The following is a 23,880-nucleotide window of genomic DNA, read 5'->3' as shown; positions in this document are numbered from 1 at the left end:
GACGAGGAGCCCATGCCCGTCAACGAGACCCTGGGCACCTGGAGCGAACTGTTCATGCTCCTGGCCGCCCTGACCTATCTGGTCAGCTTCATCGCCTTCGCCTGGGACATGGCCTCCCACGCCAAGACCCTCCACGCACCCGGACAGACCGACCGGCACACCGAGGCCGACCGCGCCCTAGTCGGCGCCGCGCCGGCCGGCACCGGCACCGGGAACCGGGGGCGCGGCTACCACACGAGCGCGCGCTCCGTCCTGGCCGGGCACGTGGCGGACGAGCAGATGCGCTACACCGGGGAACGCCGTCCCGCCGCCCGGGTGGCGGTGGCCGTTATGGTCCTGGCCTTCGTGCTCCACCTCGCCGCGGTGGTGGCCCGCTCGATCGCCGCGGCACGGGTGCCGTGGGGCAACATGTACGAGTTCTGCACCACCGGCGCCCTGGTCGTCGCCGGGGTCTACCTCGTCTCCTTGTGGATGCGCGACCTGCGCTTCGTGGGCTCGCTGGTGGCCGGGCTCGTGGTGATCATGCTCTGCGCGGCCACCATCGGCTTCCCCACCCCTGTGGGACCGCTGGTCCCGGCGCTGCAGTCCTGGTGGCTGGTGATCCACGTGTCCATCGCCGTGGCCGCCTCCGGGGTCTTCACCATCACCTTCGCCATGGCGCTCCTGCAGCTGCTGCAGGCCCGGCGGGAGCAGGCGATCCTGTCCGGCGACCGGCCCGGCATGGGCTTCCTGGCGATGGTCCCGTCCTCCCAGGCGCTGGAGAACCTGTCCTTCCGGCTCAATGCGGTGGGCTTCGCGTTCTGGACCTTTATCCTCGCCGCCGGCGCGATTTGGGCTGAGCAGGCCTGGGGCCGCTACTGGGGCTGGGACACCAAGGAGGTCTGGACCTTCGTGATCTGGGTGGTCTACGCCGCCTACATGCACGCCCGCGCCACCCGGGGCTGGACCGGCAACCGGTCGGCGTGGCTGTCGATCGTCGGCTACCTCTGCGTCATCTTCAACTTCACCGTGGTCAACACGGTCTTCCCCGGACTGCACTCCTACTCCGGGCTGTAATCCCGCGCAGCGCGAGCCTCCGACTAACCGCGGGGTGGGCCGATCGTGGCCCCCGGCCCGCACCTTGAGGAACTCCCGATGCCGAGAGCAGTTCTTTCGCGTGGTTGTCCCGGCGCCGCCACGGCCCGGTGGATAACTTTTTAACGTCCCGAGCAGGATGCACCGTTGCCCGGTCCTCGCCAACTCGCGAAGGTCACCCGTGCGGTGCGCTGCTGCGGCGCGATGAGCATGGGGCTGTGGCTCCTGCTGCTCATAGTGGTGGTGCTGATCGGCGTCCTGGCATTCGGGGCGCTGCGCGACCGCGCGATCATCGATTGCCCCAGCGGAAGCGGACCCCCCGCGGTGACGGCCGACGCACCCAGGCGATCCTGCAGGAGCGCTGTGCCCGCGCAGAGATCTCACCGAGGAACACCCGGAACAGCTGCACACCCTGATGCAGGGCCGTCCTGTCCCCTGCTCCCGCACAGACTGCGACCCCGGCACCTCTCCCCGAGAGGCGTCGGGGCCGAGGCCTGTTCAAGGGTTGGTCACAGACCGGTGAAGGCGGTGAAGAAGCGGAAGAACACCGAAGCGGCCACGGCCACGTAGGCGATGGCGACCAGGGTCCAGGCCCACTCGGAAGCGAAGCGCACCAACCCCGGCGGGGCAGGGATGACGCCGTGGGCGAGATTGCGCACGGTGAGCAGGATGAACAGCGGGATCATCGCCGCCCACACGATCATGCAGTACAGGCACAGGATGTAGATCGAAAACAACGCCTGGGACCACAACCAGATCACGAACACCATGCCCAGAGTGACCCCGACCTGCAGCCCTACCCAGTACCAGCGACCAAGCCGCGCCCCGGAGAGGGCTGCCATGGCGGTGGTGATGACCACGGCGAAGGCGACGATGCCGATCAACGGATTGGGGAAGCCGAACAGCTCCGACTGCCAGGTGCCCATCACCTGCCCGCACGACACCCACGGGTTGATGTCACAACTGGTGACATGGTCGGGGTCTTTGTAGAGCTGAAGGCGTTCGAGCACCAGGATCGCCGAGGCAATCCAGCCGATGATCCCGGTGACCAGTAGCAGGGTCGCAAAGGGCCCGTGACGGGCGAAACGGGGCAGGTCCGCCTCGACTGCCGGCTCGATACCGCGGGAGCGGGCGATAGTGGACTGGTCGGTCATGACGGTTCCCATCGATGGTGCGTGCGGTGTTGGTGGGGTGGGTCAGTCGGTGGCGGCGGTCTCGACCTCGGCCCGGAACTGCTCCAGTGATTCCGGGTTCAGGACTTCCCCGTCGAGGTAGAAGGTGGGGGTACCGCCTACACCCAGGGCCTCACCGTCGGCCACATCGAGCTTGATCCGCTCGGTGGTGGCCGGATCGGCCACTGCGGCATCAAAGGCGGCCATGTCCAGGCCGAGGTCTACGGCGAAGCCGCGGAAGACCGCGCTCTTGTCCTCGCCCGACTCCCCCCATTCGGCCTGGGTCTCGTACATGCGCTGGTACATCGGCTCGTACTGTCCCTGCTGAGCGGCGGCCTCGACCGCGAGGGCGGCGTTCATGGAGTTGCGGTGGCCCGGCAGTGGGAAGTAGCGGTGGACGAAGGTGACGGTGTCGGCGTACTCGGCGCGCAGGTCCTCGATGAAGGGGTAGGCGGCCCGGCAGGACTCGCACTCGTAGTCCAGGAACTCCACCAGCACGGCCTGTTCGTTCGGGGCCTTCGAGAGCACCCGGCTGTTCTCCCGCACCACCTGCCCGGCATCCTCCGGGGCGGCGGCAGTGGAGGTGCCGCGGGTGGTGAAAAAGGCGATGACCGCAGCGACCACCACAGCGGCCAGCAGAATCCACACCAGAATCTTGGGCTTCGCCGAGGTCTTCTGCGACGTCTTTTTCGAGGTGTTGGTGGAGGTGCTCACGCAAAATCCATTCTGTATCAGGCCGTAGTGCCGTAGTGCTGATGGAGGAACGGGAGGGACGGTTGCCCAGGGGTTACCGGTCAGGGGCAGAGGGGGATCTTGGGGCCGGTGGGCGGATCGGACAAGCTCGGCGCCCCCGGCATTGTAGAGGCCGGATCTGGAGCCCAGCCGAGTGCAAGCCTGTGCCGGCGACACCAGGCGCCAAGGCTGGCCGGTGGCCCGCAGACGCCGTTCGCCGCATAGGGGCGTCGACTGCCCCTCCCGGTCATCGCTTTCTGACGATATTAGCGCAATAATCGGTCCAGGTTGCTGGCTCGTGTCCGGGCCGGCACCCGCGCACACCATGGCTTCCGGGACCCCGGGGCCAGATAGCTTCCCCACAGACTCAGGACACGGCATGCCAGCGCACACTCTCCGCCTGTTGCTTGACGCCCGTGCTTCCCGCAGAGGTGAGGCCGAGGGCCTGGCCCGCCGGCAACGGGACCGCCTGGCAGAAATGGTGCGGCATGCCCGGACCTCCTCGCCGTACTACCGCCGGCACTATCAGGGCCTGCCGGCCCACATCACCGACCCGCAGCTGTTGCCGGCCACTGCCAAGGCCGAGCTGATGGTCCACTTCGACGAGTGGGTGACCGATCCGGCCGTCACCCTGGCTGACGTCGAAGCGTTCGTGGCCGATCCCGCCCTGATCGGTCACCAGTTATTGGGTCGCTACACCGTGGCCACCACTTCCGGGACCACCGGTGTCCGCGGGCTGTTCCTGGTCGATGACCGCTCCATGGCGGTGACCTCTGCGATGGCCTGGCGCATGCTCACCGACTGGCTCACCCCGGCAGATCTGGCCCGCATCCTCACCCGGGGCGGGCGCCTGGCCATGGTGGTCGCCACCGGGGGGCACTTCGCCTCCGGTGCCGCCGCAGCAGGGCTGCGCCGGGGCCGGGCCGCCTCCCGGATTGGGGCCTTCTCGGTCCAAGACCCCGTGCCGCAGCTGGTGGCCCAGCTCAACGCTTTCGACCCGGCCGTGCTGGCCCCCTACGCCTCGACCTTGCGGTTGCTGACCGATGAACAGGAGGCCGGGCGTTTGCACATCCACCCCGCCCTGGTCGTACCTGCCGCTGAGGGCCTCCCGGACCGGGAGTACGCCCGGATCGCCGCTGCGTTCGGGGCCCTGGTGCGTCATAGCTACGCCGCCACCGAATGCCCGTTTCTGAGCTACAGCTGCACCGAGGGCTGGTTGCACGTCAACAGTGACTGGGTGCTGCTGGAGCCCGTCGACGCCGACCACCGGCCCGTGGCCGCCGGGCAGCCCTCGCACACCGTGCTGGTGTCCAACCTGGCCAATCGCATCCAGCCGGTCATCCGCTACGACCTCGGCGACAGTGTGCTGGCCCGCCCCGAGCCCTGCCCGTGCGGCAATCCGTTGCCGGCCATCCGTGTCCAGGGCCGTACTGCCGACCTGCTCACCTTCTCCCACCCCGACGGCACCACCGCCACACTGACCCCGCTGACACTGAGCTCGGTGATGGACCGGATCCCCGGAGTGCAGCAGTCCCAGCTCCTCCAGACCGGACCCACCGAGCTCAGCCTGCGCCTGCGCCCGGCCCCCGGCGCGGACCCGACCCGTGCCGAACAGGAAGCCCGGCAACAGATCACCCGCGTGCTGACCGACCACGGCCTGGGGCACGTGCATCTCACTGTGGACCCGGACCCGCCGCAGCTCACCGCCGGGGGAAAACTGCGCATGATCATCCCCTTGGACCCGTCCTAACCGCAGGACCACCATCACGGGCCCTACCCCGCTGCATGGGAGTGGATCGGCCACCGCAACCCCGAGGGCGGGAAGCCCCATTGCTATGATCGATTCATGACGATCATCTCTGACTGTGCAGGTGCCGGCCTGGATCCGGCCGCGGCCCTGTTCCACTCCCTGGGAGACCCCAAACGTCTGGCCATCGTGCAGCGGATGGCCCAGGGCGAGGTGCGCGTGGCAGAGCTGACCGCCGAACTGGGCTTGGCCCAGTCCACCATCTCGGCCCATGTGGCCTGCCTGCGCGACTGCGGTCTCGTGCAGGGCCGCACCCAGGGGCGAAGCATCTACTACTCCCTGACACGTCCCGAGCTGATGGATCTGCTCGCCGCCGCCGAGGCCCTCCTGGCCGCCACCGGCAACGCGGTGGACCTGTGCCCGACCTACGGCACGGTCGCCCAGCAGCCCCGACCGGATCACGCCCACACCCGGTAAGCACCTCCACGGTGCAGACCCCGCTGTACTGCGCCCGCCCGGGCCAGCCGAAGGCGCTGGGACGCCGGTTTCAACGGTGAGCCCGCCCCCGATTCCAGGAGACTTCCCCAGCCGTGTTCCACCCTGCCCCTTCATGCCCTTGCCCGATCGCTGTGGGCGTTCACCCCAGAAGCCGTTGCGGCGCCCGTCCTGACTCACCGTTCTGCAGTGGCGGGGAGGGACGGGCGTGAGCATCGGGGGCTACTTCGCCGAGACCGTGAATTCCGGGGCCCTGCTCATCGCCGCGCCCCTGGCAGTGATCGCCGGAATCGTCTCCTTCATCTCCCCCTGCATCCTGCCGCTGGTGCCCGGCTACCTCGGCTACGTCTCCGGACTCACCAACCCCACCAGCCCGGACAACCGCCGACGAGTGCTTTCCGGGGTGGGGCTGTTCATCCTCGGCTTCGCCGCCGTCTTCACCCTCTACGGGGCCGCCTTCGGCACCCTGGGCGGGTGGCTGGTGCGCTGGCAAGACCCCATGATCCGCACCCTGGGCCTACTGGTCGTTCTCATGGGCCTGGTCATGGTGGGGAAATTCTCCCTTCTCCAGCGCACCCTCAAACCCACCTTCGCTCCGCAGACCGGCATCGCCGGGGCCCCGCTGCTGGGGGTGGTCTTCGGCCTGGGCTGGACCCCCTGCATGGGCCCGACGCTGAGCGCGGTCCTGGCGCTGAGCACCACCACCGGCGGGGCCTGGCGCGGGGCGCTGCTGGGCTTCCTCTACTGCCTGGGACTGGGCATCCCCTTCATCCTGGTCGCCGCCGGCCTCAACTGGGTCACCACGACCCTGACCTACATCCGCCGCAACATCCGCACCTTCAACATCGCCGGCGGAGCCGTGCTGATCGCCGTGGGGCTGCTGATGGTGACCGGAATCTGGATGCAGTGGATCTACCAGCTCCAAAGCCTCGCCGGAACCTTCATCACCCCCGTCTGAGCCCCGCAGGGCGCCGCTCATGAGCGCCCGATCCTACGAAGGCCGCCCCAGCATGGGCTGACCAACCCATCCAGGAGGACGATGATGATGACCGACCTGGCCCCGGCCCTCGCGCTGGGGCTGTATTGGACCGGTCTGGTGGCCGCGTTCGGTGTGCGGTCCTGGATCCACCGGGCCCGCACCGGCTCCACCGGCTTCCGCGGCATCAGCGGAGCACCCGGGACGGCCGAGTGGTGGGGCGGGCTCCTCTTCGCCGTGGCCCTGATGCTCGGCGCAGCCGCACCCGTCCTGACTCTCACCGACACCGTAACCGCACCCCGCATGCCCGATGTCATCCCGTGGGCCGGTCTGGTCATCACCGTCCTAGGGTTCGCCGGCGTGCTGGCCTCCCAGGCCGGCATGGGTGCTTCCTGGCGGATCGGGGTCGATGCCACCGAGCGCACCGAGCTGGTCACCACCGGGGCCTTCGCGGTCATCCGCAACCCCATCTTCACCGCGATGCTCACCACCCTGTTCGGCCTGATGCTCATGGTGCCCACTGTGGTCAGCGCCGCGGCGTGGCTGTGCCTGCTGCTGGCCGTCGAGCTTCAGGTCCGCCTGGTGGAGGAGCCCTACCTGCTGGCCACCCACCGTCAGAACTATGCCGCCTACGCTGCCCGGGTCGGCCGTTTTCTGCCCGGCATTGGTCGGCTGCCTCGCGCACCCCGTAGCGAGAAGGTGTCCTGAGACAAGGGCGGCCACGACGCAAGGGCTGAACCAACAGGAGCATGGCGGGAGCGGAAACTATCAAGGGGCCCGGTGGTGCCACGACATCGGGGTTCCCGAGGCCATACCCGGTCAGGTGTCAGGTTAGTGTTCCTGGTCCTCGCCTGAGTGGTCGATGGGCCGTCCATCCTTGAAGTTCTCGGAGGCCACAGCCCAGTCCTCGGGGTGAGAGACAGGCAGCAGGCGGAACTGCTGTTCGTGAGTGCTGTCATACGGGGTGACTGCTTCCCGCTTCATCCGAGTGTGATCGCGGATGAGCAGCATCTCAACAACCTGCGCGGCGGTCTGGAGGTCCTGGGCAACGGTGCCGGTCTCGATGCTCGTAGGTGAAAGGACAGCGCCGTCATCATCACGGTCCACGTAGAACCCACGCTGCTTAGCCAGGTTGGCCTCGACCGCAGCGGCTTCGGCCTCCTTCTTCCTCCGATCCCAGGCTTCTTCCCAGGACTCTCCCTCCCGCATGAATCTGGACATCAAGCTGTAATCGCCCCAAAAGGACGCAAGCTCATCGCCATAGACGACCGCTTCTAGGTACTTCTTCGTATGGTTGCGTCCGTGCTGCCTGAGTACGCTCATGGCGCGGGGCGAGTCATCACCAACGCTCCATGCACGCTCGAAGGCGTCATAGATCCACAGCGCCTTGCCCAGCTCCTCCTGCGCCAGAACAGTAAGCGACCTCGCGCGCCCATAGGACTCAGCAGCGAGGAGGACATGGGCATCGGAAATCAGTGCGGACGCGTTATCCACCAGTGCCTTCCAGAACTCCCGCGCTTCTACGGCACTCTTTTTGGTCATAGTCCCAGTGTCGCCCAGTGGCCCGACAGGACTGAGGTGCGGATCGGGGTCGTCTCACGCACCGTTTAGCGCGACACCCTCAATTCCGCCAGCTGATGCACTGACTGCTTGAGTCCGCGATGTTATTGACCATGATGGCAACGGCTCGATCACTGCTGTCCTAGATGGCCAAGCGAAGCCCGTCGTGATCTCAGTGGAGGAACCCGGCGCCTGTTGGAAAGAGATGGCGCTGTGCTCCTGGTCTAGATGCTCACCAGGTCCATTCGGCGGGGGGCTGTTCGGTTGCGAGGGTGCGGCGGATGCCTTTCTCGACGTGCTTGGTGCCGCATCCTCCGAAGGGGCCGTGTGGGGAGAACAGGATGGAGGCGTGGCGGTCGAAGTGATCCACCCACCAGGAGGACAAGCTGTTCTCTTCCGATGCCATCAACCACTGGGTGTGCAGGGCAGACAGGCGGTCCACGGCCTCGGTGTGGGCCCACCACTGCGGACACCAATGCCTGTTGGAGGAGCGGTCCACCGACTCCAGCCGGGAGACGAACTCCTCGACCCAGGTCACGAACTCCCTTTGCGTGGGGCGTTCCACGGTCTCCGTGTCCTGCTCAACTGCTTCACTCACCACCGCTGTCCTTCCGTGATCCGGTCCAGGACCGGGCTGATGCGGGCTGTCAGGTCCTTGTCCTCGAACCACCGCACGGTGCGCACGATGGTGCCGCCGCCGGTGGAGGTTTTCACCCAGGCGTACCCAGCGGGGAGCTCGGAGAGCTTGGAGACGGGCATGATGTCGCGCTGGACGGTCTGCACCGACCGGGACGCCACGCCCCGGGAGGTGGAGGTGCTGCGTACCTTCGCGTCGTAGGTGCCGATGAGCTTGCGTAGCGACTCCAGGAAATCCGCGTCATCGGAGCCACCGCCGTAGACCTTCACCGCGGCCGCCGACCACAGGGTGTCCCACCCGGTGCGCTGGAGCATGTCTACGCCTTGGCCTTTGGTCTGGAAGTAGGCGGAGACGACGATGCCCATCGACCCGAAGAACGAGTACCACTCGGGCAGCTGCTTGAGCTTCACCACGTTGCCGACCTCATCGAGGTCAGCCACCAGCGGCACCGGCAGCCGGCCCCCAGTCCGGCGGGCGGCGTGCTGGGCGGCGGTGACCACCGCGTAGACCAGTGTGGAGACGAACGCCGCCCCAGACCCGACAGCGTCTTGGGTGAGCAGGATCAGGGTGTCCTTGCTGGTGACGAACCGGTGCGGGTCGAACACCGGCACCCCCGGGGTGGGGGTGGACCAGGCCAGCAACTCGTCGTGCACCAGGGCCGAGGACATGCGCTGGGCACTGGCAGCCACCGACCCCCGGGTGTCCTCGGGCTGACGCCCCATGCCCTGCAACGCCGATGCCGGGCCGGTGTGCCCGGCCTGTTCCAGATCCTCGGCCGGTTCCAGGAAGTTGGCCGAGGACACCCAGGCCAGCACGTCCGAGAGCGTTTTGCCGCTTTTGGCGGCCGCCAGCAGGCACCAGGACAGGTAGTCCCGGCCTTGGGAGTCGAACTGCGGATCGCCCTTGCCCCCGGCCGACCCAGAGGCCGAGGCCGTCTCGAAGATCGAGGCGACCTCCCCGGCCGAGACGGTATCGGTGACGGTGGCCAGGAGGTTGAAGATCATGGCCGGGCGGGAGCTGTCGCGCCAGATGCGTTGCGGGTCGAACAGCCACACGGTGCTGCCCGGCGTGGTGCGGGCGGCCAGGACCTCGGCCACGCCGTCCACCTTGTTCGACGTCATCACGAACGCTCCAGGCGCCTCGGTGGCATGCCGGATCACCTGGGAGGTGGTCTTGCCCCGTCCGGTGCCCCACACATGGGCCGAGCACTCCCGCCACCCCTGATAGATCGGGTTCTTACCCACCAGCCCGATCGTCAGCCCCGGACCAATGCCCTGTGCCTCCGGGTGCAGCCGGTGCGCCTCCGTGGTGCGCGCCGCAGTCATGGCCGGGTTGATCCGACCCGGAGGGCTCATCCGCTGTGCAGCCTCCTGAGTCTTGGACGGGGTGCGGGTGCCCCACACCATCAGCGCGGCCACACCGGCCACCACCTCCAGGCCCACGAGGAAGGTCGCGGCCATCGGCCAGTCCACGGCCCCGGTGGCCAGCTGGATGCCCAAGGTGAACGGGTTCCAGGGCAGGTCCCCGGTGATCGGGGTCAGCACGTTGCCCAGGTGCACCAGGCCCACCGCGCCCATCACGGCGGTGAACAGGATCAGGATGCCGATGAAGCTCTTGTTCTGGTCGTTGGTGTTCATGCGTTCACCCGTGCCTGTGCGGCCGCCCAGGCGGCGTTCGTGTCGTGGACCCGCAGTTCCCCGGCGGTGAGGTTGGTCTGGAAGGGCACCCCGGGGGCTTCCCCGGTCTTCAACATGAACCGGCCGCGTCCTGGAGGGGGCGAGGTGCGCCCGGTCTTGGGGTTCACCGAGCCTTCGGCGGACCAGGCCACCAGCAGCGCCTTCTCCTGCTCGGAGAGCGGGAAGACCGTCTCGAGCATCCCCATCTCGTTCTGGGCCAGCCCACCGAGGACCTTCATGGAGGAGCGCTCCATGAACCCGGTGGCGATCTTCGTCAGCTCCTCGGTGCTCAGCTGGAGGTCTTTCATGGAGTGGGTGATCAACAGCTGCCCCAGGCCCTTGGTGCGGTTGAGCCGGGTGATGCCGTCGATCTGGTGGACCAGCAGCTCGGAGGCGCGCAGGGCCTGCCACAGTTCGTCCATGATCATCAGGTGGTGGCGTTCTTCCATCAGCCCGGCCTCGGCCAGGGTCTTGGCTGCGGAGATCCCGGCTTGGGCGTAGGACCAGCACACGATCTGCACGGCTGCCCGCAGATCCAGCAGCGTCTCGTCGATGGCCGACAGATCGAAGTCCACCGACTGATCAATCTGCATTTCCTCGGAGGTCTGGCGGCAGAACACGTCCCCGAACGGCCCGTGTGCACCCAGGGCGTTGAGCCCGGCCAACAGGTTGCGCACCTGCCCCCGGTAGGCCGTCTCGTCGTCGACCAGGATCGCGGCCATGATCGCCGGCCGGGCGGCGGTGATCACGTCCACCACGTCTTGGATGATCGGCTGCCGGCCCTGGCTCTCGGCGTGCTCGGCGGCCTCGGTGATCGCCATTGACAGCACCGTGGGCTCCTGCTGTCGGGCATCCAGCGGTGCTTTGAAGACCAGCTCCAGTAGTCCGGTGAGGGCGTTGAGGCGGCGGCTGTGGATCTCCGCGTGCATCTGCCGTTGCAGCGCCTCGGGCAGCTCAGCCAGCCGGCGCCACAACGGCCCAGCATCGAGCGGGTTGATCGAGCCCACCCCGGGGGCGACCCGGATCACCTGGCCACCGACCTCGACGGTCAGCCCGGCCAGGTCCGGCTTCACATCGCTGGCCCCGACGAACAGGAACCCCTGGTCGACTAGGGCCAGGGCCATACGCACCGCCACCGAGGACTTCCCCCGGGCCTGCAAGCCCAGGATGAAGCAGGACGGGGAGGAAATGATCCCGCGCAGGAACAGGTTGATCGGGTCCCCGCACACCACCGAGCCGTTGAGCTGATTGCGCCCCAACACCGCCCCCACCAACGGGGAGGAAGTGCCCACGGCAAACGGCCACAGCCCGGCCGTCTGATTGGAGGTCGCGGTGAACTCCGGCGGGGCCTCCACCCAGGAGGCCATCCCGCCGTGGGTGACGTCCATGCCCTTCTCCGTGAGCTCCCGGAATTGCCCGTTGCTCTGAGCAGCGGACCGGCCGAAGAACTTATTGAGGACCGCATCGGTGAGCTGGTCGAAAACAGACATCACAGCGCCTTTCGCACATCAGCCGGAATCGTCGCCACGGCATCGGGCACCACGCCCAGACCGAGGTTGAACGCGAACGCCGCGTCGTCGTTGTAGTCGCACTCCCGTAGGCCCAGCTGCACGCCCTGGGAAGCGTTGCGCCGCAACGTGGCCGCCACCCGCGGCAACTGCTCGGGCCGCTCGACGGTGGCGGTCACGACGATCGAGAACCGCACCAGCGACGCGCCCTCGGCCTGCTCGCGTTCGGCCTTCCGCGCCTTCTCCAGGGCGATGATCTGGGAGCTGGTGGGCCGGCGGTTCTTCTGGTTCGCCGCGAACTGCGCGTTGGTGAGGGACTGCTGGACCTGGGTGGCGGACTTGTCCGGGGACTGGGGCCGGTAGAACACCGTGACCCGCTTCTGCACCATCTCCGCGTTCGGGGCCAGCAACGCCACCAGCGCGTTTTCCCGGAAGGTGCCGGCGGGGGGACGCCACATCTGCCAGGACTTCGACACCACCCCGCCGTGCTCATACCTTCCAGGGGAACCGACCACGCGGGCGGCGGAGGGGCCGACTTCCTCCCAGCGCAGCCCGGTGCCGGCCTCGGACAGCCGGGCCTTCTCGACGGCGGCAGCGGCCAACGGGTTGTAGGCCACATAGGTCTGGTCGATCAGATCACTCTCCTGCATCAGTGACACCGATCCGGCCCCGGCCTGCTCCAGCTGCTCCAGGAACCCACTGAGCAGCGAGGAGACGTCCGTGGCCAGCTCCTCGGCGGTGCGCTCGGGCACCCCCTCACCCTCATTGGCCTTGGCGCTGAACGTGAGCGCGATCCACTGCTCCAGCTTGGGCACGTCCTGATTGAGGTCGGTGACCACCTCGTCCATCGTCGCCCTCGCGAAGGCCGGCACCGACTGGGACCCCGCCTGAGCCCGTCCCACCGCCACCGCATCCGGCAGCCGCTCCCCGGGGTCGGTGGTGGACTGGGTGGTGACCGAGACCTGCACCAGCTCGGTGTTGGCCCCGGCGTCACGCTGGAACGCCGCCCAGGTGCCCACCATCCGGTCCACCCGGTCCTGGTCCAGCAACCCCAGCCCGGAGGAGTTGGCGATGACGAACACGGTTCCGGTCTTCAGCTTCGGGTGCCACAGCATCACCCCCTGGTGGCCGAACAGGTCGGTGAAGGTCACCGGCTCGGTCGCCGCCAGCACGCCCGGGGCGCGGAACGAACCATCCGGGATCTGCGAGGTCGGACCGGCCTTGTAGGTGGTGCGATTCTTCTTCTCCGCCCGGGAGAACATCTTGCGCGCCACCCACCGCTCCGGCTTGGATCGGCCGTTGCGGTCCTTGGCGCCGAGCACGGTGGCCACGATGAACGCGGCCACCGCGATGCCGGCGGCCACCCAGATCTGAGAGGCCATGATGAACAAGAACACCAGCACCGACCCCACCCCGAGGACCACGGTGGAGGCCATCGAGAACCCCAGCAGCCCGGCCGTCTTGTCCTCAGCGATGTTGCCGTACTGCCGCACGATTACCTGGTTGCTACTCACAGATCCTCACCACTTTCAATGGAGTGCTCAGCGTCCCGGACGACTTCCCGCAGCCCGAATTCCAGCCGTTGGCCGTTGATCAACGGTTTCTTGGCCCCCGTCACCGAGGACCCTTCCCCGCCCGGATGCCCGGTCGGCCCAGCACCATTCGTCGGAGCCACCGCCTCGGCAGCGGCCGGCCCAGACGCCTCAGATGCCCCACCGGCAGCGGCCGGGGACGGGCTCGAGCTCTGCACCTGCTCCGCACCGGAGGCCCCGCCCGTGCCGGTGCCTGCTGCACTGTTGGGGGCAGCACCCGTGGTGGGACTTTGCACGTTCTCCGCGCCCGAGGCACCACCGGTCGTGGTCCCTGGTGCGGAGGTAGGAGCTGCACCGGCTGTGGTGCTCTCCACGTTCTCGGCACCGGCCGGTCCACCAGCCGAGGGAGAGCCACCACCAGCACCAGTCGATCCCGGCGCCCCGGTCGAACTGGAGGCACTGGAGCCGGTGGAGGAACCACCCCCAGCACCCGAACTGGCACCAGCGCCGGAGGCACCGGCTCCGGCCCCCGAAGCACCGGCCCCAGCACCAGAGCCAGCCCCGGCAACTCCAGCGCCACCAGCTCCACCACCGGCAGCACCAGCAGCTCCCGCACCGGCCCCGGCAGCACCGGCAGCTCCGGCACCGGCCCCGGCAGCACCAGCACCCGCGCCGGCAGCACCCGCGGCGGCCGCTCCGGCGGCGGCCGTGCCGACACCAGCGGTGAGCGCGCCGATGGCCACCGCACCACCGAGCATCGCCAGCCCACCAGCACCCATACCGCGCGGCCCGGCGCTGACGGCCGGGACCATGACACGGGCCAGGGCGGGCATCGACAGGCAGGCGGAGAAGATGATCACGGTGCCGGTGAGCAGGGTGATGACCTGGTTGGCCACCTCACCGTCACCGGTACCGCTGATCCCGTTCATCAGCGCCAGGCCGAAGCCGTAGAGCACGGCCGCGACCGGCTTGAACAGGATCACCGAGATCAGCCAGCCCACCGCTTTGTCGAATGCCTTTCGTCCCCGCTCCGTGGTAGAGGCGGCGGCGAAGATCGGCAGGATGCCGCACAGGGCACCGGCCACCCCGTAGGAGAAGATCACCAGGGCCGCGTTGAGGATCGCCCCGAGGATGGCGAAGGGCGCCAACACGATCAGAATTCCAGCGGTGGTCAGCGCCATCGTTGACCCGGTCACAGCATCCAGGCCCATCGACTGCCCCAGCCCGTCCCGGGCCGCGTTGCCGGCGATGGTGTCCACCAGCCACGGGGCGACCTCATCGGTGACCGCCAGGGACAGCGCGACCATCGATACCGCCAGCCCGGAGACCACCACGGTGCGGATCAGCCCCATCACCAGGTTCTCGGCCGACTCCCGACTGTGATCCCTGGCGATGCGCAGCACGGCGAAGGCTGTTCCGACGATGCCCGCGACCCCGACAAAGGTCGTCGTGGCGGTCTGCACCCGTTCGGTGGCCGAGCCTGCGCCCATTTCGGGGGCGCCGATGTTCAGCCACCAGGTGCCCACGAAATCGAGCATGGTGGTGAAGATTTCGATCAGCCACCCGGCCATGAACAGGATCAGCTTCTCCACCGTGTCCCCGGCGATGCTGCTCGCCATGTCACTGATGAACTCCATCAGACCTTGGGTCCCCACTGGACGTAAGGCTGGCCCTGGTACTGATCACCGGTGATCATGTCCGTGCCCGAGGCCGGGTCCAGCTTCCAGTCCCCGTCCTCCCACACCACATCGACCTGGCCGGTGATTTTTTGCGTGAGGCCGTTACCCGAGGGCAGGTCATAGACCAGCCGGTAGGAGGCAGCCTCATCGGTGTAGTGGTCTTGGGAGTAGCCGATCAGCGTTGAGGAGGCCGTGGCCGAGCCATCGGTGCCTTCTTCCACACCGTCGCGGATGCGCTGAGCTTTTTCCTCGATTCGGTCCCGGTTGGGACCTTCCACCATTGCCACTTCGACGTCCTCCGCGGCCTCCTCGCTCACTGAGGGGTCCAGCGCCATCGCGTAGGTCGCCGCAGCCATCAGCGCCCCGGCTTCGGAGCGGGCATAGCCGACTCGCAGTCCGGAGTCCCGTCGCTCACAGCCGCCGAACTCCGGGGAGGAGGGCACCACGTTGTAGCCGGCGGCCACCCAGTCCTGCACCTCGGGGGCCTCATCAGCCACCGACACCGCGTCCTGGTTCAGCTGTGCTTGGCAGTCCCAGGCGAAGTCCTCCCCCAGCTGGGGGGCAACGGCCTCGGCTGCCCCGGGGGTGGGGGCGGTCGAGGCAGCAGGGGTCTCGGGGTCCTGGGCCCGGCTTTCATCGGTGGTGAGGTTGCGGATGGTCACCCCGGCCACCGCGACCAGCAGCAGCACCAGGGCGATCAGGGCCGGGCCGAACCAGCGGGGGCGGGTCCGGGTTGCGTCGTTGTTGTTCGTGTCCATCGGGGGTCTCCCTGTCGTTGCGGTGCCGGTTGAGGATCTGGGACCGGCTCAGCCGCCGGTGATCATGTTCCAGATCGCCCCGGCCGCCCCGAGCAGAGCAGCAGCGACCAGCGGCCACACCGGGGCCTCGACCTCATCACCGCGGCGGCGGTTCCGCCCGGCCGTGACGAGTCCGAAGATGAAGTAGACGAACAGCACCAAGCCGGCGGCCCAGAGAATCCAACCGAGGATCATGGTCACGTTTTCCATGCCCGGGGGCTGGGTGGGGGTGGCGTTGATGGCCGGGATCATCAGGGCGTTGAGGGTGTTGACGAACATTGGGGGGTTCCTTTCTCAGTGCCCGGTGTGGGCGATTTTTTCGATCTTCCGCAGCACGGTTTTCAGCCGGGTGCTGGAAGGGCTGGGGGTGACGCCGACCTCGCGCCACGACGACTCGTAGGGGACTGTCATGGCCACCGGGAACATGCGCGCCACACCCCGGGCGAAGCTCAGGGTGGGCTTGGTGATCCGGTTCTTGGGCCGGTCATGGACAATGACCAGACCGACCAGCTCATAGGGCAGCTGCCCGGTGGCGGACTTGCGCGCCAGCTGGGCCGCTGACTCCAGGGAGGACGCGCTGGTGGAGCACACCAGCAGCGCCCGTCCCGCCCACTCCGGCTCCTGCACCGCCGCGTCCACGACCTGCTCGGAGCACAGCCCGGCCAGAGTGGAGGTGCCCACTCCGCCGGAGGCACCGACCAGCCACAGCGTGGCCGGGGTGACCTCCACCGGGGCCGCCGACTCCTCGGCGGGCACTGGTTCCTCGGCCAGCCTCTGCTGGGGGTTCTGCGGGCCGCGGATGGAGTCCCGGGACCCCAGGATCGGGTCCTCCTCCATCGGGTCCTCCTCTTCGACGACCTCCGGCGCTGCCACGAAGGGGTTGCGGGGACTGTCCACGATCACAGGCCCTCCCGCACTGCTGCCCCGGCTCGGAGCCAGGCCCGGCGGGTGGCCGGGGTCATCGCGGAGAACCGCACCCGACCCTCCACCAGCGCCCGGTCATAGGGGATCGTGACCACCGCCCGGGCGTAGGGAGCGAATTCGGCGGCCAGTTCCGTGGCCTTGGTCTTCTGGTGGCCGGGCTCGCAGCACAGCACCACCACCACCGCGTTGCGCGCCAGCTCCTGGGCGTGGGTGTCTCCGGTGTGCAGGGCGGCCAGTACCCGGGAGGCGCCTTCGGCGGCGTCATCGACGGACTTCACCGGGATCACCACCTGATCGGCGTGGCTGATCATCGCCTGCCAGTTCGCCCCGCGTTCGGTGTTGCCCGAATCCATCACGATCGCCCGGTAATACTTCGCGGCCACCGCGTGCAGCCGGTCCACCTCATCCCCGGTGACCATGTGCCGCTCCTGGTCCCCGGAGCGGTCATCGGAGCGCAGCACGTCGTACCGGTCGGCCGGCTGGTGGTGGACGTAGCCGGACAGGTCCCCCACCCGGGCATCGGAAGTCATGAAGTGCTCGGTGCGCCCCAACAGATCCACCACGGTCGCCTCGTGCCCGGCATCGAAGGTGCGCCACCCCAGGGAGCCCAGGGAGTTGTTGTTGTCCCAGGCCAGCACCCCACCACCGGAGAGGCGGGCGAACACAGCGGCCAGGCAGATCACCGTGGGGGTCTTCCCGGCCCCGCCCTTGGGGTTCAGGACGGCGATCGTGCGCGGGCCGGCCCAGTGGGCCGACACCGCGGCCTCATCCTGGCGCTGGCTCAGCTCCGCGGCCGAGGGCGCCAGGCTCAGACCTATCGAGTTCAGCGCACCACGCCACCCGCGCTGGGCCGGGGCGTCCACCTCGGGGCGATCCACGAAGGACGGCAACGACTCCCGCCGGCTGCCAGCCGACTCGGACTCCGCCACCGCCTGAGCCGTGGAGGGGCGGCCGCCGAGGAACGGATTAGGTGCGGGAGCAGCCGCCGCAGCCGGTGCAACAGCCTGATCCTCCTCAGCCGCAGCAGTCACCGGGGCCGTCTCCACCGACGCCGGCACCACCGACTCCACTGCAGGCACCGACTCAGGCTCAGGAGACTCGACCGGGGCAGCCACCGGCTCCACCGTGGCCACGGACTCAGCCGGGACCTGCACGGTGGCCGGTGCCGCGCTCTCCTGCCGGGAGGTGCCATCGGCACCGACCAGGAACGTGCGGGACCCGGAGGGGTCCTCGATGTGCAGCTGCATGTCCTGGTTGGTTTGCTCCGCCAGGGTCTTTGCCGTGGCTATCACCGAGCGGCGGGCATCGCCCACGGAGGAGTGGTTCTCCTGGGTCGCCTCCCCGTCGGTGTCCAGGTGCACGGCACCGGTGGAGTCGATCGTCGCGGTCATTCTCATCAGGGGGTCTCCTTGGCAGCGGGGGTAGGGCTCGCAGTCGGTGAAGTGCTGGCAGTGGGGCTGGCTGTGGGGGTGGGGCCGGAAACGAGAAGGGCGTAGAGGGAGCCATCGGTGGACCCGGCCACCCGAGTCATCGCCATCCCGCTGTCCGTGATGACGTCAGGCACCGCCGCCTGATCCGCCCTGGTGGTCGCCTCCGTCTGTCCGTCGCGGGTGACCTGGGCCTGCTTGCCGTTGTCGGTGACCCAGGCATAGCCGGCGGCCAGCTTGGCTTGGCCATCGAGGCGGTGGGCGGTGGTGGCTTCCACATCGACCAGCACCGTGGAGGCCAGCAGCAGCCCGTGGACCCGATCGGCCTGCACGGTGGAGGTGGTGATCTGGGCGCCGTCGAGCTCGCGCATCGCGACCTGCTTCACCGAGGTCGCCTCGGTGGCCTCGTCGACGTCGTAGAAGCCGACCACGGTCTGCTTGCCGTCCTTCCACGCGGCCACCACCCGGCCCTGAACACTGCCGAGCACGGCGGTGAGTTCCGCGCCCTTGGCCGGGGCCGGCAGGGTCGCCGGCTTAGGCAGGGCGGCGGAGTCGGTGCCGACCCGCCACACCTTCCCAGCCTTGGTATCGGCAGCGATCAGATCCGCATCCTGGGCTTCCAGCGGTTTGGCGGCCGCCGGAACCACCCGGGAGACGGTGGACCCGTCCGCCTTCACCAGCAGGGACTTCTTGGTGGGCAGATCCAGCCGGGGCACCGTGCCGCCGTCCAGGACCACACTGGCCTCCTGGGGGACTTCCACCCGGATCGGGTCCGAGGAGTCCGGGGTGAACAGCACCAGCTCCTTGCCGGTGGCGGCCGCCAGGCGGATCTGCCCGTCCACGGTGAACATCGCCAGCTGGGTCACGGTGAACGGCGCGCTACGGCTCCACTGCTCCACCCCGGTGTCGGGGTCGTGGCCAATGAGCTTGCTGCCCTCGACACTGACCGGGCGGCCTTCCCAGTCCAGGACCGCCTTCACCTGGGACCCGGACATGGGCGTGGCCCAGGCGCCGTAGGTGTCCCATCCGGCAGGGGCCGGCACCGGCAGCTGCGCTGGGGGCGGGGTGTGCACCACCGCGACCGGCTCCCGGTCATCGTCGGTCAGGTTCATCGCCACCGAGGTGCCGGCCGTCAATCCCAGAATCCCGACGCTGCCCCAGATCGCCAGGGCACGACGACGCTGGTTCCCAGACCGGGCACCCGCCGTGCGCGTGCTGGTGCTGCTCCCGCCCTGCCGGACCCCATTGCTGGTGGCAGGCCCGGGGCCAGCCGGGGGCTCGTACTCCTCCAGGGTGCCGAGTTCGGCGTCCACGACCATCTCGAACACGGACCCGTCCTCGGTGTGGCCCTGCACCCGGCACGCCTTCAACCCCAGCCGCCGGCAGGCTTCTGTGGCCGCGTCCGCGGCGACCTCGTGGGTAGCACCGGCATCGAGCACCGGATAGGTCAGCACCTCTCCCTGTGCATCGGCCACGATCTGCTCCGCGCCGAAGGCCAGGGTGATCACCGGCCAGGAGTGCACGGCCGGGCTCACGAGGCGGCCTCCCCGGCGGGCAGGTCGTGGGACTGGTGGCCCACGACGTCCCAGGCCCCGGAGTGCTTCTCCAGGTAGATCGTCACGTGCCGGGTACCGGTGCCGTCGGCCGGTTCCCCGTCGCGGCTGGCCCACCGCCAAGTCACCTTGTACGCCCGCACCGCCTTGTCCTGCCCGACGTCGCGGGTCACGTCCCCGATCGCCGACACCGCCTGAGCCCGGCTGTAGGCCCCGTGCGAGGCGGGCTCCAGCCACGCCCCCTGGGAGGCATTGCGCTCCGGCTCGACCTGCTGAGCCGCCCACTCGTCCGACATGAGCGGCTTGGTGCGGACCGCGGCCGCCGTCTCGGTGCGATCGCTGGCCGTGTCCCAGGAGTGCAGCAGGAGCGCGGCCGCTCGGGCGGTGGAGTCCACATCGGTGCGGTCCACGTCCTGAACACGCGGGAACGTCCCCTCCCCGGGCACCTCCGGGGTGGGGAAGCTGCTGTGCGTAGGCCAGGCGGCCGGAGACGAGCTGGCCGAGGCCGCAGCACTGGACGGGGCGGACGTCTCCTGAGCCGGGCTGGTTGAGCACGCCGCCAGGGGCAGGGCGCCCAGGGCCAGGGCAGTGATCAGGTGGGGGTAGTGGCGGCTCATTGCGGCCACGCTCCTTTCTCTCGCAGGATCGGCTCGGGGTCGATGTTGAAGCCCTGATAGGGGAAAACGACGTCGGGGGCCCCGGGCCGGTAGATCTCAAAGTGCAGGTGCGTGGCCATGCCGAACTGTCCCCGGTTGCCCTCCGTGCCGATCACCTCACCGCGGGTGAGGCGCTGGCCCCTCTTCACGCCCCAGGAGTTCAGGTGGCAGAAGGCGAACCCAAAATCGGGATCGTCGTCGTTGTCGACCTTGGCGATCACGCACCCATCGGTGTCGTTGAACCCGGTAATCCGCAGATCGGTCGGGGCGATCACCGGCCCACCAGCCCCGGAACCGGCACCAGGGGTGGCGAAGTCCAGCCCCACGTGGTTCTGCGCCCACTGGGGCACCTCGGGCACATTGCGGCCCCCGTAGCCGGAGGTGAACTTCCCACCCGGCAGGGGCGCGGTCCACTCCCCGTCGCCCAGGTCCCCGTCCCATGCCTTGCCCCCGGTGGGGGCCTCACACCCGGGCGAGAACTCGATCTGTCCACCGGAGAGGATCGTCTCCACGTAGCGCTGGGTCTCCGCGAACGGCGGCACACCCTCGTGCTGGGCGACCGCGCCGGGGCCGGCGTTGTAGGCAGCCAGGGTCAGACGCACCAGCTGGTCCGCGTCGTCGCCGGCCAGGGACTTCACCTCATTCCTGAGCTCTGCCATGTAGCGCCCATAGGCAGGGATCGCGTCCTCGGGATCAGTCACGTCCCCACCGTTCCCGTACTGAGCCCAGGTCTCGGGCATGAACTGGGCGATGCCCCGGGCCCCGGCGGAACTGCCGGCGTTCGGGTTCCAGTTGGACTCCTGCTCGAGCTGGGCGGCCGCGACACTGGCAGGGAGTCCGGCCGTTTTGGCAGCCTCCTCCACCAACGGTCTCCAACCGTTAGGGACGTTGATCACGCCATCGGCGGAGTCCTCACCGGAGACGACCGTGGCAGGGGTGCACCCGCCGGCCGATACCTGCATGTCCGACACCAACGCGAGGCCGGCCACACCCACCACGGGCACGCCCACAGCCACCACCCCGACCAGCGCCAGAGCAGCGAAAACCACACCGGAGGAACCCTTGGACTTGTCTTCTTCCACGAGCCACCTCCCTTTCCTGGTCACCATCCATTTAACTGTCTTAGACAGTTCTAAAAACTAGCATGTCTCGTCTATGTAAAGCAGCCATAAGAGTCCTTCAAGGAGTGTTGGAAGCTGCTGGTTGAGGGTGCGGAGTCGGGTGTTCAGCGCGGGTGCGCCACAATGGCTTTTGTGCCGTCCATAGTCCGTCCCGCAGGCCAGTCCGAACTCGTCGCTCAAGCCGCCAAGGTCTTCGGCAACACCGTCCGGCTGTCGATCATCCATGCCCTCGGGCACGGGCCGGCACTACGCGCGGAACTGGTGGCCCAAACAGGACTCCCAGCCAAAACCATCGGTGCCCAGCTGACCGAGCTCGAGGCCGTAGGTGCCGTCAAAGCAGAGGCGCAGTGCGGACGGGGGCGCCCCATGCTGTACTACGCGAACCAGGTGCACTTAGAGAAGTTGCTATCCGCCCTCGCGGAATACGCGCTTGGGGGCATGCCCGATAAGGGCGCAGTGGTGCCCTGAAGTCTTACTCGAACCTCCCTTCCCGTGACCGCCCCATCGAATGGTTCGTGAACCTGTTCATGAACGTGTTCATGGCTAACTATAGGGGTACACGAAGCGGCATCACAACGAGAGGAAGTGGCTACTGGGGTGTCTCGTCCGCAGACGACTTCTCGTTCTTTTCGATCACGTCAAGGATGGCCTGAAGTCCCGCGGGGTCGATGTCCCCGAGGGCGCGCATGGCGAAATCACGGACCTGTGCGCGGCGCATGGAAATGATCATGTTCAGTTCCCGCTCGACCTGGTCGGGTAAGGGGCCGTCCTCGTGCATGAGGAATCCAGGATCGACACCGAATAGATCAGCGATGGCGCTCAGCAGCTCGCGGTCGGTGCGAAGAGCTGGGTGACCGGTGGTGAGGTAATACCACTTGGTGCGCCCCAGAGTGACACCCCGCTCCTGCAAGCCAGCCTGAATCGCAGGAAAGTTCAGGGGTTTGCCGTCCTCGCCGGGCAGGGCGTCGAGCAACAAATTGACCTTATTGGCCAGGACCTGCTGCGGGGTCCGCTCGTCCTGTTCCATGCCTGCTCCCTCTACCCGACTAGCAGTCGGTACGTCACAGCGTAGATGCCTCCGATGACGGCCACACCGAAAGTCGCCCCCGCTATCACCTGACTGGCGGTATGGGCGCGCAACACCACCCGGCTGATGCACACGAAGGCACACACCGGGATGGCCAACAGCCCCCAGAGGCCCCATGACAACGTGGCAATGGCTGCCACACTTCCTGCCGTCATGGCGTGTCCGGAGATCTTCCACCACGGGCTGATGATGATCAGCCCCACCATCCCGGAGGCGAAAGCCACAGCGAGAGCGAGCAGAATCGATGGACCTTGCCACGTCAACAAAGCCATCATATAAAGCGCCGCCAGCGCGAAGGTGGCGGCCATGACGGGGGCACGTTCCCTCTTGTCGCTGACGTGATGGTCAGACAGGACACCTCGACGGGCCAGGACGATGACTACCGCGAAGGGGATCAGGCAGATCGCACACGCCCCTAAGAATCCCCACAGGACTCCGGCAAGCCCTGCTCCCTGGACCAGGGAAGGCATCGTCACAAATAAGGCGGAAAGCACCAGAGGAGGTTGAAACGCCTCGCTGAATGCAACAGCGATCTTCCGGGCACGGTGTTCGGTCGTTGTTGCTGTACTAACTACCAAAGCGAGCCTCCACGGCTTCCATCATCTTGTTCCTCTTGGAGCAGGGAGGGATGTCCCCACGGGATTCGGCATCGTAGGCGGCGATCATGGCCTTGTAGAGATCCTGCCGAGGACGCGGACTGCGGGCCGCTACGGCCAAGCCGTGGCCCACCCTCCCCTGGCGCTCCGCCACGAGACGGCCCAGATGGTAGCGATCGCCCAGGTGCCAACGCCGAAGCGCCGCCGAGGTTGCCAGAACCAACAGGCCGACGGCCAGCAAACCGGCCCCGGATAGGTACAGCGGTCCGAATGCCGCATGCGTGACCATGATGAACCGGCCGTCAGTAGCGTGGAGGTGATCCGCGGCCATGTAGAGACACTCGATTACTGAGGCGATACCCATGCTCAGCGCCCCCGCACACACCAAGGACAGTGCCACCTGCACCCGGGCGGGCCGCCGGCGCTTTTCTCGCAGTCCATCGAGTACGCGCCAGAAGGTATCGAACATCAACCCCGCGGCCGCGGCCATGTAGACCGTGCCGTAGACCAGCGTGGGCAACTGGTCGATGTGCTCCGGGATAAATGCCATTGAGGTCGGCGACTTGTCGATGCCCCAGAACGAGAACGTCATCAGGCCAATGGTGATGGCCGCGGTCATCGTTTCTAGACGTTGCCGCTGCCGGGACCAAGGGTCTGCCTGTAGCGCCTTCAGCAGGGCCACTCGCAAAAACCACATGGCTCCCAGGACGAGAACGTTGCGTACGAGATGGAACCAGTTGTGTCCACCAAGTAGGGCATCGACCTCGTACTCCGTGATGAAGACCGGATTGATCGACAGGGCGAAGGCGCCCAGGAGGGTGCCCAGCCAAGCGGCATGGCTGCGAGACCGGTCGAAGATAACGGGCAGGCGCAGCAGCGTGATGGCAAATAGGACCAGCGCGGCGCAGGGCTTGAGTAGGTCAATCAGCAC

The 23,880-nt window shown here is 67.9% G+C and carries 24 protein-coding genes; 6 read left to right on the top strand and 18 right to left on the bottom strand.

Annotated elements, in window-relative coordinates; all coding sequences use genetic code 11:
• Positions 1-12 precede the first annotated feature (12 nt).
• Positions 13-1,056: a c-type cytochrome biogenesis protein CcsB gene (gene ccsB, locus ACZ2G1_RS19145; RefSeq protein ID WP_336650617.1), complete on the top strand. Its 1,044-nt coding sequence runs from the start codon at positions 13-15 to the stop codon at positions 1,054-1,056.
• Positions 1,057-1,583: 527 nt separating this feature from the next.
• Here ccsB and ACZ2G1_RS19140 read toward each other — a convergent pair.
• Both ACZ2G1_RS19140 and ACZ2G1_RS19135 read right to left on the bottom strand, forming a co-directional pair.
• Entirely contained in the window at positions 1,584-2,228 is a 645-nt protein-coding gene (locus ACZ2G1_RS19140) for a vitamin K epoxide reductase family protein (RefSeq protein WP_336650616.1), read from the bottom strand.
• 42 nt (positions 2,229-2,270) lie between these two features.
• Positions 2,271-2,960, bottom strand: a complete 690-nt coding sequence (locus tag ACZ2G1_RS19135) for a DsbA family protein (RefSeq protein WP_336650615.1) — start codon at positions 2,958-2,960, stop codon at positions 2,271-2,273.
• A gap of 397 nt (positions 2,961-3,357) precedes the next feature.
• Here ACZ2G1_RS19135 and ACZ2G1_RS19130 point away from each other — a divergent pair, with 397 nt between their 5' ends.
• The 4 genes from ACZ2G1_RS19130 to ACZ2G1_RS19115 all read left to right on the top strand — a co-directional run bounded on the left by ACZ2G1_RS19130 (position 3,358) and on the right by ACZ2G1_RS19115 (position 6,904).
• Positions 3,358-4,728, top strand: coding sequence for a phenylacetate--CoA ligase family protein (locus ACZ2G1_RS19130; RefSeq protein WP_336650614.1), 1,371 nt, complete (start codon positions 3,358-3,360; stop codon positions 4,726-4,728).
• Between the two features lie 96 nt (positions 4,729-4,824).
• A complete protein-coding gene (locus tag ACZ2G1_RS19125) occupies positions 4,825-5,202 on the top strand; it encodes an ArsR/SmtB family transcription factor (RefSeq protein ID WP_336650613.1) in 378 nt (125 codons plus the stop codon).
• Between the two features lie 226 nt (positions 5,203-5,428).
• Positions 5,429-6,178: a cytochrome c biogenesis CcdA family protein gene (locus tag ACZ2G1_RS19120; RefSeq protein ID WP_336650612.1), complete on the top strand. Its 750-nt coding sequence runs from the start codon at positions 5,429-5,431 to the stop codon at positions 6,176-6,178.
• Between the two features lie 84 nt (positions 6,179-6,262).
• Positions 6,263-6,904: a methyltransferase family protein gene (locus ACZ2G1_RS19115; protein ID WP_470377959.1), complete on the top strand. Its 642-nt coding sequence runs from the start codon at positions 6,263-6,265 to the stop codon at positions 6,902-6,904.
• A 123-nt stretch (positions 6,905-7,027) separates the two neighbouring features.
• On the opposite strand, the gene ACZ2G1_RS19110 is transcribed toward ACZ2G1_RS19115, so the two are convergent.
• From ACZ2G1_RS19110 to ACZ2G1_RS19050, 13 genes are all read right to left on the bottom strand, one after another.
• Positions 7,028-7,738: an AbiV family abortive infection protein gene (locus ACZ2G1_RS19110; RefSeq protein ID WP_336650610.1), complete on the bottom strand. Its 711-nt coding sequence runs from the start codon at positions 7,736-7,738 to the stop codon at positions 7,028-7,030.
• 250 nt (positions 7,739-7,988) lie between these two features.
• Positions 7,989-8,357 (bottom strand): DUF4913 domain-containing protein, encoded by a 369-nt coding sequence (locus ACZ2G1_RS19105; RefSeq protein WP_470377945.1) that lies wholly within the window; start codon positions 8,355-8,357, stop codon positions 7,989-7,991.
• The gene (locus ACZ2G1_RS19100) at positions 8,351-10,030 is read right to left on the bottom strand and encodes a type IV secretory system conjugative DNA transfer family protein (protein ID WP_336650608.1); all 1,680 of its coding nucleotides are present in this window, start codon (positions 10,028-10,030) and stop codon (positions 8,351-8,353) included. Before ACZ2G1_RS19100 ends, ACZ2G1_RS19105 begins: the two co-directional genes overlap by 7 nt.
• A complete protein-coding gene (locus ACZ2G1_RS19095; protein WP_470377944.1) occupies positions 10,027-11,559 on the bottom strand; it encodes a hypothetical protein in 1,533 nt (510 codons plus the stop codon). The genes ACZ2G1_RS19100 and ACZ2G1_RS19095 overlap by 4 nt, the downstream gene beginning before the upstream one ends.
• Entirely contained in the window at positions 11,559-13,091 is a 1,533-nt protein-coding gene (locus ACZ2G1_RS19090; RefSeq protein WP_470377943.1) for an SCO6880 family protein, read from the bottom strand. Before ACZ2G1_RS19090 ends, ACZ2G1_RS19095 begins: the two co-directional genes overlap by 1 nt.
• A complete protein-coding gene (locus ACZ2G1_RS19085; protein WP_470377942.1) occupies positions 13,088-14,746 on the bottom strand; it encodes a TrbL/VirB6 family protein in 1,659 nt (552 codons plus the stop codon). The genes ACZ2G1_RS19090 and ACZ2G1_RS19085 overlap by 4 nt, the downstream gene beginning before the upstream one ends.
• Complete coding sequence (locus tag ACZ2G1_RS19080) at positions 14,746-15,546, bottom strand: DUF8175 domain-containg protein (RefSeq protein ID WP_470377941.1); 801 nt, start codon at positions 15,544-15,546, stop codon at positions 14,746-14,748. Before ACZ2G1_RS19080 ends, ACZ2G1_RS19085 begins: the two co-directional genes overlap by 1 nt.
• A 48-nt stretch (positions 15,547-15,594) precedes the next feature.
• A complete protein-coding gene (locus ACZ2G1_RS19075; protein ID WP_075872775.1) occupies positions 15,595-15,864 on the bottom strand; it encodes a hypothetical protein in 270 nt (89 codons plus the stop codon).
• 15 nt (positions 15,865-15,879) lie between these two features.
• Positions 15,880-16,488 carry a DUF6668 family protein gene (locus tag ACZ2G1_RS19070; protein WP_470377940.1) on the bottom strand — a complete coding sequence of 203 codons (609 nt, stop codon included), beginning with the start codon at positions 16,486-16,488 and terminating at the stop codon, positions 15,880-15,882.
• Positions 16,485-17,906 (bottom strand): MinD/ParA family ATP-binding protein, encoded by a 1,422-nt coding sequence (locus tag ACZ2G1_RS19065; protein ID WP_470377939.1) that lies wholly within the window; start codon positions 17,904-17,906, stop codon positions 16,485-16,487. The genes ACZ2G1_RS19070 and ACZ2G1_RS19065 overlap by 4 nt, the downstream gene beginning before the upstream one ends.
• Positions 17,906-19,471, bottom strand: coding sequence for a hypothetical protein (locus tag ACZ2G1_RS19060; RefSeq protein ID WP_470377938.1), 1,566 nt, complete (start codon positions 19,469-19,471; stop codon positions 17,906-17,908). Before ACZ2G1_RS19060 ends, ACZ2G1_RS19065 begins: the two co-directional genes overlap by 1 nt.
• Positions 19,468-20,106, bottom strand: a complete 639-nt coding sequence (locus tag ACZ2G1_RS19055; protein WP_470377937.1) for a hypothetical protein — start codon at positions 20,104-20,106, stop codon at positions 19,468-19,470. The genes ACZ2G1_RS19060 and ACZ2G1_RS19055 overlap by 4 nt, the downstream gene beginning before the upstream one ends.
• Positions 20,103-21,227, bottom strand: a complete 1,125-nt coding sequence (locus tag ACZ2G1_RS19050) for a transglycosylase SLT domain-containing protein (RefSeq protein WP_470377936.1) — start codon at positions 21,225-21,227, stop codon at positions 20,103-20,105. The genes ACZ2G1_RS19055 and ACZ2G1_RS19050 overlap by 4 nt, the downstream gene beginning before the upstream one ends.
• Positions 21,228-21,389: 162 nt before the next feature.
• On the opposite strand from ACZ2G1_RS19050, the gene ACZ2G1_RS19045 reads away from it, so the two are divergent.
• On the top strand, positions 21,390-21,734 hold the full coding sequence (locus ACZ2G1_RS19045; protein WP_284563909.1) for an ArsR/SmtB family transcription factor: 345 nt from the start codon (positions 21,390-21,392) through the stop codon (positions 21,732-21,734).
• A 121-nt stretch (positions 21,735-21,855) separates the two neighbouring features.
• Here ACZ2G1_RS19045 and ACZ2G1_RS19040 read toward each other — a convergent pair whose 3' ends face one another.
• The 3 genes from ACZ2G1_RS19040 to ACZ2G1_RS19030 form a co-directional block, all read right to left on the bottom strand.
• The gene (locus ACZ2G1_RS19040; protein WP_284563910.1) at positions 21,856-22,293 is read right to left on the bottom strand and encodes a hypothetical protein; all 438 of its coding nucleotides are present in this window, start codon (positions 22,291-22,293) and stop codon (positions 21,856-21,858) included.
• An 11-nt stretch (positions 22,294-22,304) separates the two neighbouring features.
• Positions 22,305-22,661 (bottom strand): phosphatase PAP2 family protein, encoded by a 357-nt coding sequence (locus ACZ2G1_RS19035; RefSeq protein ID WP_470377935.1) that lies wholly within the window; start codon positions 22,659-22,661, stop codon positions 22,305-22,307.
• A gap of 259 nt (positions 22,662-22,920) precedes the next feature.
• On the bottom strand, positions 22,921-23,880 hold the full coding sequence (locus tag ACZ2G1_RS19030; RefSeq protein WP_284563912.1) for a hypothetical protein: 960 nt from the start codon (positions 23,878-23,880) through the stop codon (positions 22,921-22,923).

The sequence above is a fragment of the Kocuria sp. KKT182 genome (assembly GCF_055635395.1).
This window is presented reverse-complemented; position numbering and strand designations above follow the sequence as displayed.

What these genes read in the sequence shown, in the direction of transcription:
- ACZ2G1_RS19130 (WP_336650614.1), top strand. Translation starts at nt 3,358, where the DNA reads ATGCCAGCGCACACTCTCCGCCTGTTGCTTGACGCCCGTGCTTCCCGC.
- ACZ2G1_RS19115 (WP_470377959.1), top strand. Translation starts at nt 6,263, where the DNA reads ATGATGACCGACCTGGCCCCGGCCCTCGCGCTGGGGCTGTATTGGACC.
- ACZ2G1_RS19085 (WP_470377942.1), bottom strand. Translation starts at nt 14,746, where the DNA reads ATGGAGTTCATCAGTGACATGGCGAGCAGCATCGCCGGGGACACGGTG.
- ACZ2G1_RS19125 (WP_336650613.1), top strand. Translation starts at nt 4,825, where the DNA reads ATGACGATCATCTCTGACTGTGCAGGTGCCGGCCTGGATCCGGCCGCG.
- ACZ2G1_RS19075 (WP_075872775.1), bottom strand. Translation starts at nt 15,864, where the DNA reads ATGTTCGTCAACACCCTCAACGCCCTGATGATCCCGGCCATCAACGCC.
- ACZ2G1_RS19110 (WP_336650610.1), bottom strand. Translation starts at nt 7,738, where the DNA reads ATGACCAAAAAGAGTGCCGTAGAAGCGCGGGAGTTCTGGAAGGCACTG.
- ACZ2G1_RS19040 (WP_284563910.1), bottom strand. Translation starts at nt 22,293, where the DNA reads ATGGAACAGGACGAGCGGACCCCGCAGCAGGTCCTGGCCAATAAGGTC.
- ACZ2G1_RS19045 (WP_284563909.1), top strand. Translation starts at nt 21,390, where the DNA reads ATGGCTTTTGTGCCGTCCATAGTCCGTCCCGCAGGCCAGTCCGAACTC.
- ACZ2G1_RS19055 (WP_470377937.1), bottom strand. Translation starts at nt 20,106, where the DNA reads ATGAGCCGCCACTACCCCCACCTGATCACTGCCCTGGCCCTGGGCGCC.
- ACZ2G1_RS19095 (WP_470377944.1), bottom strand. Translation starts at nt 11,559, where the DNA reads ATGTCTGTTTTCGACCAGCTCACCGATGCGGTCCTCAATAAGTTCTTC.
- ACZ2G1_RS19080 (WP_470377941.1), bottom strand. Translation starts at nt 15,546, where the DNA reads ATGGACACGAACAACAACGACGCAACCCGGACCCGCCCCCGCTGGTTC.
- ACZ2G1_RS19140 (WP_336650616.1), bottom strand. Translation starts at nt 2,228, where the DNA reads ATGACCGACCAGTCCACTATCGCCCGCTCCCGCGGTATCGAGCCGGCA.
- ACZ2G1_RS19100 (WP_336650608.1), bottom strand. Translation starts at nt 10,030, where the DNA reads ATGAACACCAACGACCAGAACAAGAGCTTCATCGGCATCCTGATCCTG.
- ACZ2G1_RS19065 (WP_470377939.1), bottom strand. Translation starts at nt 17,906, where the DNA reads ATGAGAATGACCGCGACGATCGACTCCACCGGTGCCGTGCACCTGGAC.
- ccsB (WP_336650617.1), top strand. Translation starts at nt 13, where the DNA reads ATGCCCGTCAACGAGACCCTGGGCACCTGGAGCGAACTGTTCATGCTC.
- ACZ2G1_RS19035 (WP_470377935.1), bottom strand. Translation starts at nt 22,661, where the DNA reads ATGGCCGCCACCTTCGCGCTGGCGGCGCTTTATATGATGGCTTTGTTG.